General features: G+C 56.0%; 13 protein-coding genes and 2 tRNA genes. 1 reads left to right on the forward strand and 14 read right to left on the reverse strand.

The features are described 5' to 3' along the window. Nucleotides 1-146: 146 nt before the first annotated feature. From pnp to rlmE, 14 genes are all read right to left on the reverse strand, one after another. Nucleotides 147-2,279 carry a polyribonucleotide nucleotidyltransferase gene (gene pnp / locus AC6I8F_RS16850; RefSeq protein WP_104093962.1) on the reverse strand — a complete coding sequence of 711 codons (2,133 nt, stop codon included), beginning with the start codon at nucleotides 2,277-2,279 and terminating at the stop codon, nucleotides 147-149. A gap of 308 nt (nucleotides 2,280-2,587) precedes the next feature. Beyond that, a complete protein-coding gene (gene rpsO / locus AC6I8F_RS16855; protein WP_498028259.1) occupies nucleotides 2,588-2,857 on the reverse strand; it encodes a 30S ribosomal protein S15 in 270 nt (89 codons plus the stop codon). A 132-nt stretch (nucleotides 2,858-2,989) separates the two neighbouring features. After that, nucleotides 2,990-3,934, reverse strand: coding sequence for a tRNA pseudouridine(55) synthase TruB (gene truB / locus AC6I8F_RS16860; protein WP_498028260.1), 945 nt, complete (start codon nucleotides 3,932-3,934; stop codon nucleotides 2,990-2,992). Beyond that, complete coding sequence (gene rbfA, locus AC6I8F_RS16865; protein ID WP_021507701.1) at nucleotides 3,934-4,341, reverse strand: 30S ribosome-binding factor RbfA; 408 nt, start codon at nucleotides 4,339-4,341, stop codon at nucleotides 3,934-3,936. The genes truB and rbfA overlap by 1 nt, the downstream gene beginning before the upstream one ends. A gap of 64 nt (nucleotides 4,342-4,405) precedes the next feature. Beyond that, on the reverse strand, nucleotides 4,406-7,096 hold the full coding sequence (infB, locus tag AC6I8F_RS16870; protein WP_021507702.1) for a translation initiation factor IF-2: 2,691 nt from the start codon (nucleotides 7,094-7,096) through the stop codon (nucleotides 4,406-4,408). 17 nt (nucleotides 7,097-7,113) lie between these two features. Continuing rightward, nucleotides 7,114-8,601: a transcription termination factor NusA gene (gene nusA, locus AC6I8F_RS16875; protein WP_021507703.1), complete on the reverse strand. Its 1,488-nt coding sequence runs from the start codon at nucleotides 8,599-8,601 to the stop codon at nucleotides 7,114-7,116. Nucleotides 8,602-8,625: 24 nt separating this feature from the next. Beyond that, complete coding sequence (gene rimP, locus AC6I8F_RS16880; protein ID WP_031279732.1) at nucleotides 8,626-9,078, reverse strand: ribosome maturation factor RimP; 453 nt, start codon at nucleotides 9,076-9,078, stop codon at nucleotides 8,626-8,628. A gap of 212 nt (nucleotides 9,079-9,290) precedes the next feature. Continuing rightward, nucleotides 9,291-9,367, reverse strand: a tRNA-Met gene (locus tag AC6I8F_RS16885). Nucleotides 9,368-9,426: 59 nt separating this feature from the next. Beyond that, nucleotides 9,427-9,513: transfer RNA gene (locus AC6I8F_RS16890), tRNA-Leu, on the reverse strand. 46 nt (nucleotides 9,514-9,559) lie between these two features. Then, complete coding sequence (secG, locus tag AC6I8F_RS16895; protein ID WP_010617340.1) at nucleotides 9,560-9,895, reverse strand: preprotein translocase subunit SecG; 336 nt, start codon at nucleotides 9,893-9,895, stop codon at nucleotides 9,560-9,562. 217 nt (nucleotides 9,896-10,112) lie between these two features. Beyond that, nucleotides 10,113-11,447 carry a phosphoglucosamine mutase gene (glmM, locus tag AC6I8F_RS16900; protein WP_021507705.1) on the reverse strand — a complete coding sequence of 445 codons (1,335 nt, stop codon included), beginning with the start codon at nucleotides 11,445-11,447 and terminating at the stop codon, nucleotides 10,113-10,115. 4 nt (nucleotides 11,448-11,451) lie between these two features. Further along, nucleotides 11,452-12,285: a dihydropteroate synthase gene (folP, locus tag AC6I8F_RS16905; protein ID WP_058780381.1), complete on the reverse strand. Its 834-nt coding sequence runs from the start codon at nucleotides 12,283-12,285 to the stop codon at nucleotides 11,452-11,454. Between the two features lie 85 nt (nucleotides 12,286-12,370). Next, the gene (gene ftsH / locus AC6I8F_RS16910) at nucleotides 12,371-14,299 is read right to left on the reverse strand and encodes an ATP-dependent zinc metalloprotease FtsH (protein WP_021507707.1); all 1,929 of its coding nucleotides are present in this window, start codon (nucleotides 14,297-14,299) and stop codon (nucleotides 12,371-12,373) included. Between the two features lie 174 nt (nucleotides 14,300-14,473). Next, a complete protein-coding gene (gene rlmE / locus AC6I8F_RS16915) occupies nucleotides 14,474-15,103 on the reverse strand; it encodes a 23S rRNA (uridine(2552)-2'-O)-methyltransferase RlmE (RefSeq protein ID WP_021507708.1) in 630 nt (209 codons plus the stop codon). Nucleotides 15,104-15,229: 126 nt separating this feature from the next. On the opposite strand from rlmE, the gene yhbY reads away from it, so the two are divergent. Further along, a complete protein-coding gene (gene yhbY / locus AC6I8F_RS16920; RefSeq protein WP_010617345.1) occupies nucleotides 15,230-15,523 on the forward strand; it encodes a ribosome assembly RNA-binding protein YhbY in 294 nt (97 codons plus the stop codon). The last annotated feature ends 41 nt before the right edge of the window (nucleotides 15,524-15,564 follow it).

Below are 15,564 nucleotides of genomic sequence, written 5' to 3' on the forward strand. Positions count from 1 at the left end.
GCCTGCTATGCACAAGGGTTCCCGCCCTCGCGATGATACCCGTCCTGCTTCAGCTGCACTGACACGCTGACCAGCGCGCCACGCATTCCGGGTATACAAACACCGCTCCCCGCCAGCAGGCAGGGAGCGGCTGATCAGGAAAACGCTTACTCGGCGTCAGGCGTCGTCACCGCAGCGGCTTCTTCTGCTGGCTTCTGCTCTGTCGCTTCTTTGATGCTGAGACGAACGCGGCCCTGACGATCCACTTCCATCACTTTAACTGGCACTTCCTGACCCATCTGCAGGTAATCGGTCACTTTCTCTACGCGCTTGTCGGCGATCTGAGAAATGTGTACCAGACCTTCTTTACCGCCGCCGATTGCCACGAAGGCACCGAAATCAACGATACGGGTCACTTTACCGGCGTAGATACGGCCCACTTCGATCTCAGCGGTGATCTCTTCGATGCGACGAATCGCTTCTTTGGCTTTCAGGCCGTCGGTCGCTGCGATCTTCACGGTGCCATCATCTTCGATTTCGATGGTGGTGCCGGTCTCTTCGGTCAGCGCACGGATAACCGAACCGCCTTTACCGATGACGTCTTTGATCTTGTCTGAGTTGATCTTGATGGTGTAGATGCGCGGCGCGAACTCGGAGATCTCCTGACGCGGCGTGCTGATCGCCTGTTCCATCACGCTCAGAATGTGCAGACGCGCACCCTTGGCCTGATTCAGTGCCACCTGCATGATTTCACGGGTGATACCTTCAATTTTGATGTCCATCTGCAGCGCGGTGATACCTTCACGGCTACCGGCTACTTTGAAGTCCATATCGCCGAGGTGATCTTCGTCGCCGAGGATGTCAGACAGCACCACGAACTTCTCGTCTTCTTTCACCAGACCCATCGCGATACCGGCAACGGCCGCTTTGATCGGTACGCCAGCGTCCATCAGTGCCAGCGATGCACCGCACACGGAAGCCATAGAAGAAGAACCGTTCGATTCGGTGATTTCAGACACGACGCGCACGGTGTACGGGAACGCATCCTGTTTAGGCATCACTGCCAGCACGCCACGCTTCGCCAGACGGCCGTGACCAATTTCACGACGCTTCGGTGAGCCAACCATACCGGTTTCGCCCACAGAGTACGGAGGGAAGTTGTAGTGGAACAGGAAGCTGTCAGTACGCTCGCCCATCAGCTCATCGAGATTCTGTGCGTCACGTGCGGTACCGAGGGTGGCAGCGACCAGCGCCTGCGTTTCACCACGGGTAAACAGCGCAGAACCGTGGGTACGCGGCAGTACGCCAGTGCGCACGTCCAGACCACGGATCATATCTTTTTCACGGCCATCGATACGCGGTTCGCCGTTCAGGATACGGGTACGCACCACGTTCTTTTCCAGGCTGTGTACGATGTCACCGATTTCGGCATCATCCAGCGTTTCGTCTTCAGCCAGCAGTGCGGCGATGGTTTCGTCTTTGATGACGCCAACCTGCGCATAGCGCTCCTGCTTGTCAGTGATGCGGTACGCATCGCTGATGCGCGCTTCGGCCAGGGCGGCAACGCGTGCGATCAGCGCATCGTTCGCCGGCTCTGGCTGCCAGTCCCAGCGTGGTTTGCCGGCTTCGGCCACCAGCGCATTGATGTTTTCAATCACAACCTGCTGCTGGTCGTGGCCGAACACCACAGCACCCAGCATCTGGTCTTCGGTCAGGATGTCCGCTTCAGATTCCACCATCAGCACTGCATTCTGCGTACCGGCAACCACCAGATCCAAACGAGACTGTTTGATCTCATCCGCGGTTGGGTTCAGCACGTACTGATCGTTGATGTAACCAACGCGTGCCGCACCGATTGGGCCGTTGAACGGAATGCCAGACAGTGACAGCGCAGCAGAAGCACCGATCATCGCAACGATGTCCGGGTTAACCTGCGGGTTCACGGATACCACAGTCGCGATAACCTGTACTTCGTTAACAAAACCTTCCGGGAACAGCGGACGCACCGGGCGGTCAATCAGACGTGCAATCAGGGTTTCGCCTTCGCTTGGACGGCCTTCACGACGGAAGAAGCTGCCCGGAATACGGCCAGCAGCGTAAGTACGCTCCTGATAGTTCACTGTCAGAGGGAAGAAGTCCTGACCGGCTTTGGCTTTTTTCTGGCCCACGACGGTAACGAATACCGCGGTGTCGTCCATGCTTACCATTACTGCTGCGGTGGCCTGGCGCGCCATCATGCCGGTTTCCAGCGTGACGGTATGCTGACCATATTGGAATTTGCGTACGATCGGGTTCAGCAAAATTTAAGTCCTTAAATTCGTGGCAAAGCCTGCTCGGCCCGCCGGGGATTACCGATCTTTAGTTGCATCCTCGCGACTAATGACAACCCTTAACCGCCCCTGCGGTAAAGCCTCTCATTAGCCGCGCGAACCTCTGCAAGCAAAGATCACTCTCAGCAACAATACATGAGTTTGGTCCGGATTGCTGCGGATTGCTCGAAAAAAGGGGCCATAAAGGCCCCCTTTTCGCGAAACTCGCACAAATCTGATCGCCAGATGCGGTTTTTTGCATACTGCATGCGCTACATCGTTGATCAGATTCTTCAGACTTAGCGACGCAGACCCAGGCTTTCGATCAGGCTGGTGTAACGTGCAACGTCTTTACGCTTCAGGTAGTCCAGCAGCTTACGACGCTGGGATACCATGCGCAGCAGACCGCGACGGCTGTGGTGGTCTTTCTTGTGCTCAGAGAAGTGACCCTGCAGGTGGTTAATCTGAGCAGTCAGCAGAGCAACCTGAACTTCAGTTGAACCGCTGTCGTCAGCACCACGACCGTATTTAGCAACGATCTCTGCTTTAGCTTCTACGCTTAGAGACATAATAAACTCCAGTAAAAAATGAATGTATGGGTGCCGATCTCTAATTCAGCAGCCCGCTTTTAAAGCCGCGCTATTCTACTCTTCGCCCGGTAGCAACGCAAATGCGCTGTAACGCCCAGCGGTAATATGCGGTCAGTCGGCAAACTCCACTACCAGACGACGCGGAGCCACGCGGCCATCGTCGGCGATTTCCGCCATGCCGATAAATTTCTGCTCATCGCCTTCGGTCACCCGCACCAGCCCGCTGACCGGCGCGTTTTCCGCCTGGACCGGCATGCCCTGTTTGAACCAGGCCGCGACCGGCGTGGGCAGATTGACCGCTGGAAAATCTTCCGCCGGGCTGTCCATCGGCAACAGCAACGCGTCCAGCGGTGCGTAATCCGGCGTTTCCTCCGCATTAACCTGCGCCGCCAGCGCCTGCAGCTGTTCCAGCGTCATCATGCGCGCAATCGGGTAACGCGCCACCTGCAGACGGCGCAGCATGATTACATGTGCACCGCAGCCGAGCTTCTCACCTAAATCGTCAATGATGGTGCGAATGTAGGTGCCTTTGGAAACATGGATTTCCAGTTCCAGCTCGTCGCCCTGCCAGCGAATAAACTGCAGTTCAAACACGGTAATCGGTCGCGCTTCACGCGGCACGGTGATGCCTTCGCGTGCATATTCGTACAGCTTGCGGCCCTGATACTTGAGCGCCGAGAACATGGTGGGCACCTGCAGCGTCTCGCCGCGAAAGCTTTCCAGCGCGGCATCCAGCTCAGCCTGGCTGAAGGTCACCGGCCGCGTTTCAACGATATTGCCGTCCGCATCGGAGGTATCGGTGCGCTGGCCCAGACGGGCAATCACGCGGTAACGCTTGTCCGAATCCAGCAGATAGCGGGAAAACTTGGTGGCTTCGCCGAGACAAATCGGCAGCATACCGGTGGCCAGCGGATCGAGCGCGCCGGTATGGCCCGCCTTGTTAGCATTAAACAGGCGTTTTACTTTTTGCAGCACATCGTTGGAGGATGCGCCCTGGTGTTTATCCAGCAGGAAAACACCGTGGACATCACGACCACGGCGACGAGGACGACTCATCAGTCCTCCTTGTCGTCTTCCGCCGGGCTTTCACCCCGTCGCTCAGCATCGTTTCTGATCACGTTAGACACCAGATTCGACATGCGCATCCCTTCAATCAGCGAGTTATCGTAGAAGAAGGTCAGCTCCGGCACGATGCGCAGACGCATCGCTTTACCGAGCAGAATACGGATATAGCCAGACGCTTCTTTCAGCGCTTTGAGGCCGTTTTTCACCGCTTCTTCATCCTGGTCGTTCAGGAAGGTCACGAACACTTTGGCATACGCCAGATCGCGTGACACCTCAACGCCAGACACGGTGACCATCATACCCAGACGCGGGTCTTTGATTTCGCGCTGCAGGATGATCGCAATCTCTTTCTGCAACTCCTGCGCTACGCGCTGTGGGCGACCAAACTCTTTCGCCATACTATTTCTCCCAAATAATTCGGGAGGCCAGAGGCCTCCCAAATTGCATCACATCGACCAGCAATTACTCGATGGTGCGTTTAACTTCAATCACTTCGAACACTTCGATCATATCGCCAACGCGAACATCGTTGTAGTTCTTCACGCCGATACCACACTCCATGCCGTTACGCACTTCGTTGACGTCATCCTTGAAGCGACGCAGAGATTCCAGCTCGCCTTCATAGATAACCACGTTGTCGCGCAGTACGCGGATCGGGTTGTGACGTTTGATGTTGCCTTCGGTGACCATACAGCCGGCAATCGCGCCAAATTTCGGTGACTTGAACACGTCACGGACTTCGGCCAGACCGATAATCTGCTGTTTGAACTCCGGTGCCAGCATGCCGCTCATGGCAGCTTTCACTTCGTCAATCAGGTTATAGATGACGGAGTAGTAGCGCAGGTCAACGTTTTCAGCGTCAATCACGCGACGCGCAGAGGCATCAGCACGCACGTTGAAGCCGAGGATGATCGCGTTGGACGCAGCGGCCAGGGTGGCGTCGGTTTCGGTGATACCGCCCACGCCAGAACCGATAATCTTCACCTTCACTTCGTCGGTGGAGAGTTTCAGCAGCGAGTCGGAGATCGCTTCCACAGAACCCTGTACGTCGGACTTCAGGACGATATTCAGCTCGGACACTTCGCCTTCGGTCATGTTGGCAAACATGTTTTCCAGCTTGGACTTCTGCTGACGCGCCAGTTTGACTTCGCGGAATTTGCCCTGACGATACAGTGCCACTTCACGCGCTTTCTTCTCGTCACGCACCACGGTCGCTTCGTCACCCGCTGCCGGCACACCGGACAGGCCGAGAATTTCCACCGGAATCGATGGACCCGCTTCCAGCACTTCGCGACCCAGTTCGTCACGCATCGCACGCACACGGCCGTATTCGAAGCCGCACAGTACGATATCGCCCTTGTTCAGCGTACCTTCACGCACCAGCACGGTTGCTACCGGACCACGACCTTTGTCGAGGAACGATTCGATCACCACGCCGCTCGCCATACCCTGACGAATCGCAGTCAGTTCCAGTACTTCCGCCTGCAGCAGAATCGCGTTCAGCAGGTCGTCGATGCCGGTACCGGCTTTCGCCGAGACGTTAACGAACATGTTCTCGCCGCCCCACTCTTCCGGAATGATACCGTACTGAGTCAGCTCGTTCTTCACGCGATCCGGATCGGCTTCTGGCTTATCGATCTTGTTCACGGCCACGACCACCGGCACACCGGCCGCTTTCGCGTGCTGGATAGCTTCGACGGTCTGCGGCATCACGCCATCGTCAGCCGCCACCACCAGGATAACGATATCCGTGGCCTGCGCACCACGAGCACGCATTGCGGTAAACGCGGCGTGGCCCGGGGTGTCGAGGAAGGTGATCATGCCGTTATCGGTTTCAACGTGATACGCACCGATGTGCTGGGTAATCCCGCCCGCTTCGCCGGAGGCGACTTTGGTGGAGCGGATGTAGTCCAGCAGCGAGGTTTTACCGTGGTCAACGTGACCCATGATGGTCACGACCGGCGCACGGCTTTCCTGCGCAGCATCGGTATCACGATCGTCCATTACCGCTTCTTCCAGCTCGTTCTCGCGGCGCAGGATCACTTTGTGACCCATCTCTTCGGCCACCAGCTGGGCGGTTTCCTGGTCGATAACCTGGTTGATGGTCGCCATGGCACCCATCTTCATCATCGCTTTAATAACCAGCGAGCCTTTCACCGCCATTTTGTTGGCCAGTTCGGCAACGGTGATGGTTTCGCCAATGATGACGTCACGGTTCACCGCCTGAGCAGGTTTGTTGAAGCCCTGCTGCAGCGTGCTTGGTTTACGATGTTTGCCACCTTTACCGCCGCGTACCTGAGCACGCGCTTCTTCACGGTCAGTTTTGGCTTCAGAGTGCTTGTTGCCTTTTTTGGCCGGGCGCGCTGCCTTGGTGGTGCGGGTGCGACCACGACCGCCTTCGACTTCGCGATCGTTTTCGTCTTCTGCCTGACGGGCATGAGTTGAAGTGGTGACGTGGTAGTCGCCCTTATCTTCTTCCTCTGGTTTTTCCCATTCAGCGGCTTTCTCTTCGGCCAGACGACGGGCTTCTTCCGCCGCGCGGCGCGCATTCTCTTCCAGCTTACGGCGCGCTTCTTCTTCCGCTTTACGCTTCAGTTCGGCGGCTTCAGCTTCACGACGGGCTTTGTCAGATTGCGCAGCCTTGGTCATTTCGTCGGTAGGTTGATTAGTCACTTTCTCATTTTCCGCTGCTTCACGCTTAGCCTTGTCAGCGGCTTCGCGCTTGGCTTTCTCTTCGGCTTCACGTTGCGCTTTTTGTTCAGCTTCGCGACGGGCTTGTTCTTCAGCCTCGCGACGCGCCTGCTCTTCCGCTTCACGCTGCGCCTCGGCTTCTGCTTCCGCCTGAGCTTGCTCAGCGTCGGCATCACCTTTCACGTATGTGCGCTTTTTGCGGACTTCGATTTGCACCGACTTACTTTTACCCCCGGTGCCTGGAATATTCAAGGTGCTGCGCGTTTTGCGCTGCAACGTCAGTTTGCCTGAACCGGTCTGACCGTGCTCACGATTCAGGTGGGACAGTAAGGTCTCTTTCTCTTGCTGGGATACGGCGTCGTTTTCAGACTTACGGATCCCTGCATCAGCAAATTGCTGTACCAGGCGATCGACCGGAGTCTGAATTTCGGCGGCCAGCGATTTTACGGTTACATCTGTCATGCTGTTCCTTCCTGTTATTACGCGTCATCGCCGAACCAGCAGATATTACGTGCAGCCATAATCAGCGCACCGGCTTTCTCGTCATCCAGCCCTTCAATATCTGTCAGATCGTCAACACCTTGCTCAGCGAGATCTTCCAGCGTGCAAACGCCTTTTGACGCCAGGCGATACGCCAGCGCACGATCCAGGCCTTCAAGATTCAGCAGGTCCTCAGCAGGTTCCTGATTACCAAGGCTCTCTTCTTTCGCTAATGCCAGGGTGGTTAACGCATTTTTTGCTCGTTCACGCAGGGCTTCAATGGTCTCTTCGTCGAGGCCGTCGATTTCCAGCAGCTCGTTGATTGGCACGTAAGCCAATTCTTCCAGCGAAGAGAAGCCCTCTTCCACCAGAACGGTGGCGAACTCTTCGTCGATGTCGAGATGTTTAGTGAACATATCGATCGCTGCATGGGCTTCGGCCTGATGCTTCGCCTGCAGATCATCGACGGTCATCACGTTCAGCTCCCAGCCGCTCAGCTGGGATGCCAGACGCACGTTTTGGCCATTACGGCCAATCGCCTGAGCCAGATTGCCGGCTTCAACAGCGATATCCATGGTGTGATTGTCTTCATCCACCACAATTGACGCCACATCGGCAGGTGCCATGGCGTTAATCACGAACTGTGCCGGGTTGTCGTCCCACAGCACGATATCAATACGCTCGCCGCCCAGCTCGCTGGACACCGCCTGCACGCGCGCACCGCGCATACCGACGCAGGCACCGACCGGATCGATACGTTTGTCGTTAGTTTTTACCGCAATTTTGGCGCGTGAACCCGGATCGCGCGCTGCCGCTTTGATCTCGATAACTTCTTCGCCAATCTCCGGCACTTCAATGCGGAACAGTTCGATCAGCATCTCCGGTTTGGAGCGGGTAACAAACAGTTGCGCACCACGCGCTTCCGGACGCACGGCATACAGCACGCCGCGAATACGGTCACCCGGGCGGAAGTTTTCACGCGGCAGCATGTCTTCACGCACAATCACCGCTTCGGCGTTGTTGCCGAGATCCAGTGAAATGTTGTCGCGATTCACTTTCTTCACCACGCCGGTGATGATTTCGCCTTCCTGCTCGCGGAACTGATCGACCACCATCGCGCGCTCGGCTTCACGCACTTTCTGGACGATAACCTGTTTCGCGGTCTGCGTGGTGATACGGTCGAAGGTGACAGATTCGATCTGATCTTCAACATAATCGCCCAGATTGAAGGCTTCATCTTCAAAGCGTGCTGCTTCCAGCGTGATCTCGCGCGTTGGCTGCGTGACTTCTTCTACAACCACCCAGCGACGGAAGGTGTCGAAATCGCCGCTGCGACGGTCAATGCTGACGCGCACGTCGATTTCCTGCTCATACTTCTTCTTGGTCGCAGTGGCCAAAGCGCTCTCCAGCGCTTCGAAGATTTTCTCACGCGGCAGGGCTTTTTCGTTAGAAACGGCTTCTACTACAGCTAAGATCTCTTTGTTCATCCTGGTTAGCCTCAATCCGGACTTTTAAAAGTGGGGGACCAGGTTCGCTTTCTGAATGTTGCTCAGCGCGAACACTTCATCGTTACCCTCAACGGTTACCGTGATCATCTCGCCTTCGACAGACTTGATGATGCCCTGCCATTTACGGCGGTTCTGCACGGCCATACGCAGTACCAGGCTCACCTCTTCGCCAGCGAAACGCGCATAGTGCTCCGCGGTGAACAGAGGGCGATCGAGACCCGGTGAGGAAACTTCAAGGTTGTAAGCCACCGTAATAGGATCTTCCACATCCATTACAGCGCTGACCTGGTGGCTAACATCGGCGCAATCATCAACATTGATACCCTCTTCACTATCAATATAGATGCGCAAGGTTGATGTGCGACCACGAATGAACTCGATACCGACCAATTCGTAGCCAAGCGCTTCTACCGGAGCAGAGATCAACTCTGTCAACTTTTGCTCTAATGTGGACAAGCCCACCCCCAAGACATAAAAAAAGGGCCTAAAGCCCAGTGTTACGATTTCCTGATAACAAAAAACCCCGAAAATTCGGGGCTTTTTGTGACTGGACCCTGTATGCCGCGATGCGGCTTCGGCACACCATCCAGCAGAATTTTTTTCAAAACTGACTGCGGATGCGTCCGTCGATGCATACAGTATATTTGAAAAAGAACTCTAAGGGAAAGTGGTTGCGGGGGCCGGATTTGAACCGACGACCTTCGGGTTATGAGCCCGACGAGCTACCAGGCTGCTCCACCCCGCGTCCGAAAACGTGGCGAATATTACGCCGATCTTGCGAAAAATGCAAGTTATACTGAGATTTGGTACCGAGGACGGGACTTGAACCCGTAAGCCCAATCGGGCACTACCACCTCAAGGTAGCGTGTCTACCAATTCCACCACCTCGGCACTTCACTGACTGCAACGATACGATGTCGCTTTAGCGCTGACGATCTTACTGCGGGATATCATTGCCCGGCGTGGCCGGTTTAGCTGGCTGAGTCTGCTGTTGAGACTGAGCCGGCGCGCTGAGGTTTTCCCACTCGCTTCCTTTGGAAGTCTTGTTACTGTTCAGGTTGCCCAGAATCAGACTGATAATGAAGAACAGCGTAGCCAGTACCGCGGTCATGCGAGTCATGAAGTTACCAGACCCGGTTGAACCGAACAGCGTACCAGAAGCGCCTGCACCGAATGAGGCTCCCATATCAGCGCCTTTGCCTTGCTGCAGCATGATCAGACCAACGAGGCCAATCGCTACAATAAGGAAAACAACCAACAGAGCTTCGTACATAATCAACCTGTTTCCTTGCGCGTTATCCGCACAGTTAAAGCTTCAACCAATATTGACGGGGAGTCTCGTCATCACCCATCAGAAGCGGGTGTGAATACTAACCAAAGGCGCATACCTCTGCAAGCGCAATTTACACGAAGTTTCGCGATTGCGGAAAAAAGCGCCATCCCGGTGATTTTACAGGCGGAAAGCAGCAAACTGACCGCCCGTAACACGGTTAAACCGCTTTTACCGCATCGGCAATTTTGTGCGCCAGCTCGGTCACCTGCGCCTCATCCTCGCCTTCCACCATCACGCGAATCAGCGGCTCGGTGCCGGATTTACGCAACAGCACGCGCCCGCGCCCGGCCAGCGTTTTTTCCACCTCTGCGGCAGCCGCTTTGACGCTGTCGCTCTCCAGCGGATCGTGGCTGCCGCTGAAACGCACATTCACCAGCACCTGTGGCAGCATCTTCATGCCGCTGCACAGATCGTGCAGACTCATGTGGTTGCGCACAATCGCAGTAAGTACTTGCAAACTTGCTACGATGCCGTCACCGGTGCTGATTTTATCCAGCAGGATCACGTGGCCGGAGTTCTCCGCGCCCATGCGCCAGCCCTTCTCCTGCATTTTTTCCAGCACATAGCGGTCGCCCACTTTGGCGCGGGTAAACGGAATCCCCAGCTGTTTCAGCGCCAGCTCCAGCCCCATGTTGCTCATCAGCGTGCCGACCACGCCGCCACGCAGCTGGCCCTGACGCAGCGCTTCACGCGCGATGATGTAGAGAATCTGGTCGCCATCCACCTTCTGTCCAAGGTGATCCACCATCATGATGCGATCGCCGTCGCCGTCATAGGCCAGGCCGAGATCGGCTTTTTCATCCAGCACGCGCTGCTGCAGCTGACGCAAATCGGTAGCGCCGCACTCTTTGTTGATGTTCATGCCGTCCGGCTGCACGCCAATCGCAATCACCTTCGCACCCAGTTCACGCAGCACATTCGGCGCGATGTGATAGGTCGCGCCGTTGGCACAGTCCACCACGATCTTCAGCCCGTTCAGGCTCAGCTCGCTGGGAAAAGTGCCTTTGCAGAACTCAATGTAACGCCCGGCGGCATCGACGATACGGCTGGCGCGGCCCAGCTCAGCGGACTCGACGCAGGTCAGCGGCTTCTCCAGCTCCAGCTCAATGGCGGCTTCGACGTCGTCCGGCAGTTTGGTGCCTTCGGCAGAGAAGAATTTGATGCCGTTGTCGTCAAACGGGTTGTGCGACGCGGAGATCACGATGCCCGCCTCGGCGCGGAAAGTGCGCGTCAGGTAGGCAATGGCCGGCGTGGGCATCGGGCCGGTGAACGCGGCAGACAGCCCGGCAGCCGCCAGACCGGCTTCCAGCGCCGATTCCAGCATGTAGCCGGAAATCCGTGTATCTTTACCAATCAATACTTTGCGCGAGCCGGAACGGGCCAGCACTTTGCCGGCAGCAAAACCCAGCTTCAACACAAAGTCCGGGGTAATGGGCGCTTCACCCACTTTGCCGCGAATCCCATCCGTACCGAAATATTTACGATCGCTCATGCCTTTATCCTTTTGCTCTCCGTGTCGCCTCGACGATGCGCATCGCTTCGACAGTTTCTTTAACGTCATGCACGCGAATAATCTGCGCGCCCTGCATGGCGGCGATCACCGCACAGCTCAGGCTGCCGGTCAGGCGCTGTGCCGGGCCGACGTTTAACAGCTGGCCAATCATCGACTTACGCGACATACCCACCAGCAGCGGCAGGCCGTGATGGTGAAAATCACTGAGATGCGCCAGCAGCTCATAATTGTGGCTGAGATTCTTACCGAAACCGAAGCCCGGGTCGAGCAGCAGACGCTCTTTTTTAATGCCGGCCGCTTCACAGCGGGCGATCTGCGCGGCGAAGTAAGCGTCCACTTCGCTTACGATGTGCTGATATTCCGGTGCCTGCTGCATGGTGCGCGGTTCGCCCTGCATGTGCATCAGGCATACCGGCAGACCGGTCTCTGCGGCGGCCTGTAACGCACCCGGCTCGGACAGCGAGCGGATATCGTTAATGATGTGAGCGCCCACTCGCGCGGCTTCGCGGATCACTTCTGCTTTTGAGGTATCAACTGAAATCCACACTTCGAAGCGCTGCGCAATGGCTTCCACTACCGGGATCACCCGCGCCAGTTCCTCTTCCACCGAGACTTCATCAGCACCGGGACGCGTTGATTCGCCGCCCACATCGATAATCGTGGCACCGGCATTCACCATCTCGTTGGTGTGCGTGAGCGCGTCGACCAGCGTGTTGTGCGTTCCGCCATCAGAAAAGGAGTCCGGCGTGACATTTAAAATTCCCATCACATGGGGAAACGACAGATCGAGATGGGTATCACGGGCGTACAACTTCATGGCGAAAATCTCCCTGAGGAATCACTGGATTGTGGAATGTAAAAAACCCCGGACCAGCCGGGGTTTTTGCTTAGGAACAGGCCTGTTACTTGTCGAACTGTTCTGACATGGTGTTGCCTGGGTTTGGCGTACGCGGTTCATCAACCGGACGTGGCGCCTTTGGCGTACCGTTGCTGTCAGAGTTGTTGCTGCCTGGATCTTCCCAGCCTGCTGGCGGACGCACTTCGCGGCGTGCCATCAGGTCGTCGATCTGCGGTGCGTCGATGGTTTCATACTTCATCAGCGCGTCTTTCATCGCGTGAAGGATGTCCATGTTCTCACCCAGAATACGGCGTGCACGCTGGTAGTTGCTGTCGATCAGGTGCTTAACTTCCTGGTCGATGATGCGTGCCGTTTCGTCCGACATGTGTTTGGCTTTCGCCACTGAACGGCCGAGGAACACTTCACCGTCCTCTTCCGCATACAGCAGCGGACCGAGTTTTTCCGAGAAGCCCCACTGCGTCACCATGTTGCGCGCCAGGTTGGTCGCCACTTTGATGTCGTTTGAAGCACCGGTAGAAACGTGTTCCGCCCCGTAGATGATCTCTTCTGCCAGACGACCGCCGTACAGCGTTGAAATCTGGCTCTCCAGCTTCTGACGGCTGGCGCTGATCGCGTCGCCTTCAGGCAGGAAGAAGGTCACACCCAGCGCACGGCCGCGCGGGATAATCGTCACTTTATGCACCGGATCGTGTTCCGGCACCAGGCGACCAATAATCGCATGGCCCGCTTCGTGATACGCGGTGGATTCTTTCTGCGCTTCCGTCATCACCATGGAGCGACGTTCCGCACCCATCATGATTTTGTCTTTCGCTTTCTCGAACTCGACCATCGACACCACGCGCTTGTTGCCACGCGCAGCGAACAGCGCCGCTTCGTTGACCAGGTTCGCCAGGTCCGCACCGGAGAAGCCCGGCGTACCACGTGCGATAATCGCGGCATCAATGTCGGTTGCCAGCGGCACGCGACGCATATGCACTTTCAGAATCTGTTCACGGCCGCGCACGTCTGGCAGACCTACCACCACCTGGCGGTCAAAACGGCCTGGACGCAGCAGCGCCGGGTCCAGTACGTCCGGACGGTTAGTCGCGGCGATAACGATGATGCCTTCATTGCCTTCGAAGCCATCCATCTCAACCAGCATCTGGTTCAGCGTCTGCTCACGTTCGTCGTGACCACCGCCTAAACCGGCGCCACGCTGACGACCCACCGCATCGATCTCATCAATAAAGATGATGCACGGTGCCGCTTTCTTCGCCTGCTCGAACATGTCGCGCACACGTGATGCACCGACACCAACAAACATTTCTACGAAGTCAGAACCGGAAATCGTGAAGAACGGTACTTTCGCTTCGCCGGCAATCGCTTTCGCCAGCAGCGTTTTACCGGTACCCGGAGGGCCCACCATCAGCACGCCTTTCGGGATTTTACCGCCCAGCTTCTGGAAGCGGCTCGGCTCACGCAGGTATTCCACCAGCTCACCCACCTCTTCTTTTGCTTCGTCGCAACCCGCAACGTCAGCAAAGGTGGTTTTGATCTGGTCTTCGGTCAGCATACGGGCTTTGCTCTTGCCGAAGGACATCGCGCCCTTGCCGCCGCCGCCCTGCATCTGCCGCATAAAGAAGATCCACACGCCAATCAGTAGCAGCATCGGGAACCAGGAGATGAAGATAGAAGCCAGCAGGCTCGGCTCTTCCGGTGGTTCACCCACAACTTTGACGTTTTTGGTCAACAGGTTATCGAGTAACTTGGGATCGTTGACAGGAATGTAGGTCGTGTATTTATTACTGTCTTTTTTGGTTACGTTGATCTCACGCCCGTTAATACGTGCCTCGCGGACCTGATCCTGGTTCACTTCCGACAGGAAGGTTGAATAATCAACCCTACGGCCATTCGACTCGCTGGGCCCAAAGCTCTGGAATACTGACATCAGCACGACCGCGATGACTAACCAGAGAATCAGGTTTTTCGCCATGTCACTCAAGGGATTAACCTCATATTACAACGGTGTTAACAGACAGCGTAGGGTACTATATATCCTTCATACCTGGAATCGCGGCGCTGATGATTTTGCCTGTTTAGCCTGAAACTCAGAATTACGCATCAGAATAAACGCCGTTTCGCCTTGCTTTGATTCCGGTATGGAGGGCTACAGTTTGCGCCCTGTCGCCACAATGTACACTTCGCGCGAACGTGATCGCGAAGCGTCCGGCTTACGAATTTTCACTTTCGTAAACAGGGAGCGAATTTCCCGCAGGTATTCATCGAAGCCATCTCCCTGAAACACTTTCACTACAAAACTGCCGCCAGGTGCCAGTACATCCCGACACATTTCTAACGCCAGTTCAACTAAATACATGGAACGCGGGATATCGACCGCAGGCGTACCGCTCATGTTCGGCGCCATGTCCGACATCACCACCTGCACTTTCTGGTCGCCCACGCGCTCCAGTAACGCTTTCAACACCGCTTCGTCGCGAAAATCGCCCTGCAGGAAGTCAACGCCGACGATGGGATCCATCGGCAGCAGATCGCAGGCAATAATACGGCCACCCGAACCAATCTGTTGTACCACATATTGCGACCAGCCGCCGGGCGCAGCGCCAAGGTCAACTACGGTCATACCGGGTTTGAACAGCTTGTCACCCTGCTGAATTTCATCCAGTTTAAACCAGGCGCGCGAGCGCAACCCTTTTTTCTGTGCCTGTTGCACATATTTATCGCTAAAGTGTTCCTGAAGCCAGCGACTGGAACTGGCTGAACGCTTTTTACCCGTCATAATATTTCCAGTTAAATCGTCATCGTAGCGATAAATCAGCACGCAATGGGTCGCGTTGATTTGGCGATATACCCGAGATGGCGGTAGAATGAACCGTTTTCAATCCCTGAGTAAGCAAAAAATACGATGAATCTGAGTACCAAACAAAAACAGCACCTGAAAGGCCTTGCCCATCCACTGAAGCCAGTGGTCATGCTGGGCGGCAATGGCCTGACTGAAGGCGTGCTCGCCGAGATCGAACAGGCGCTCGAACATCACGAATTGATCAAGGTAAAAATTGCCTCGGAAGATCGTGAAACCAAGCAGCTGATCGTGGACGCTATCGTGCGTGAAACTAAGGCAAACAACGTTCAGGTCATCGGCAACGTGCTGGTGCTGTATCGCCCTGCCAAAGAGCGCAAAATTACTCTGCCACGTTAAGCGTACCGTTACGGCTCGTCCGACGGGCAGAGAAAGTGCCA

The organism is gamma proteobacterium symbiont of Axiagastus rosmarus (assembly GCF_059730925.1).

Bases quoted from the DNA above. Each gene is read 5' to 3' on its own strand.
- rpsO (WP_498028259.1), bottom strand. From the start codon at position 2,857: ATGTCTCTAAGCGTAGAAGCTAAAGCAGAGATCGTTGCTAAATACGGT.
- truB (WP_498028260.1), bottom strand. From the start codon at position 3,934: ATGAGTCGTCCTCGTCGCCGTGGTCGTGATGTCCACGGTGTTTTCCTG.
- rbfA (WP_021507701.1), bottom strand. From the start codon at position 4,341: ATGGCGAAAGAGTTTGGTCGCCCACAGCGCGTAGCGCAGGAGTTGCAG.
- infB (WP_021507702.1), bottom strand. From the start codon at position 7,096: ATGACAGATGTAACCGTAAAATCGCTGGCCGCCGAAATTCAGACTCCG.
- nusA (WP_021507703.1), bottom strand. From the start codon at position 8,601: ATGAACAAAGAGATCTTAGCTGTAGTAGAAGCCGTTTCTAACGAAAAA.
- secG (WP_010617340.1), bottom strand. From the start codon at position 9,895: ATGTACGAAGCTCTGTTGGTTGTTTTCCTTATTGTAGCGATTGGCCTC.
- glmM (WP_021507705.1), bottom strand. From the start codon at position 11,447: ATGAGCGATCGTAAATATTTCGGTACGGATGGGATTCGCGGCAAAGTG.
- folP (WP_058780381.1), bottom strand. From the start codon at position 12,285: ATGAAGTTGTACGCCCGTGATACCCATCTCGATCTGTCGTTTCCCCAT.
- ftsH (WP_021507707.1), bottom strand. From the start codon at position 14,299: ATGGCGAAAAACCTGATTCTCTGGTTAGTCATCGCGGTCGTGCTGATG.
- rlmE (WP_021507708.1), bottom strand. From the start codon at position 15,103: ATGACGGGTAAAAAGCGTTCAGCCAGTTCCAGTCGCTGGCTTCAGGAA.
- yhbY (WP_010617345.1), top strand. From the start codon at position 15,230: ATGAATCTGAGTACCAAACAAAAACAGCACCTGAAAGGCCTTGCCCAT.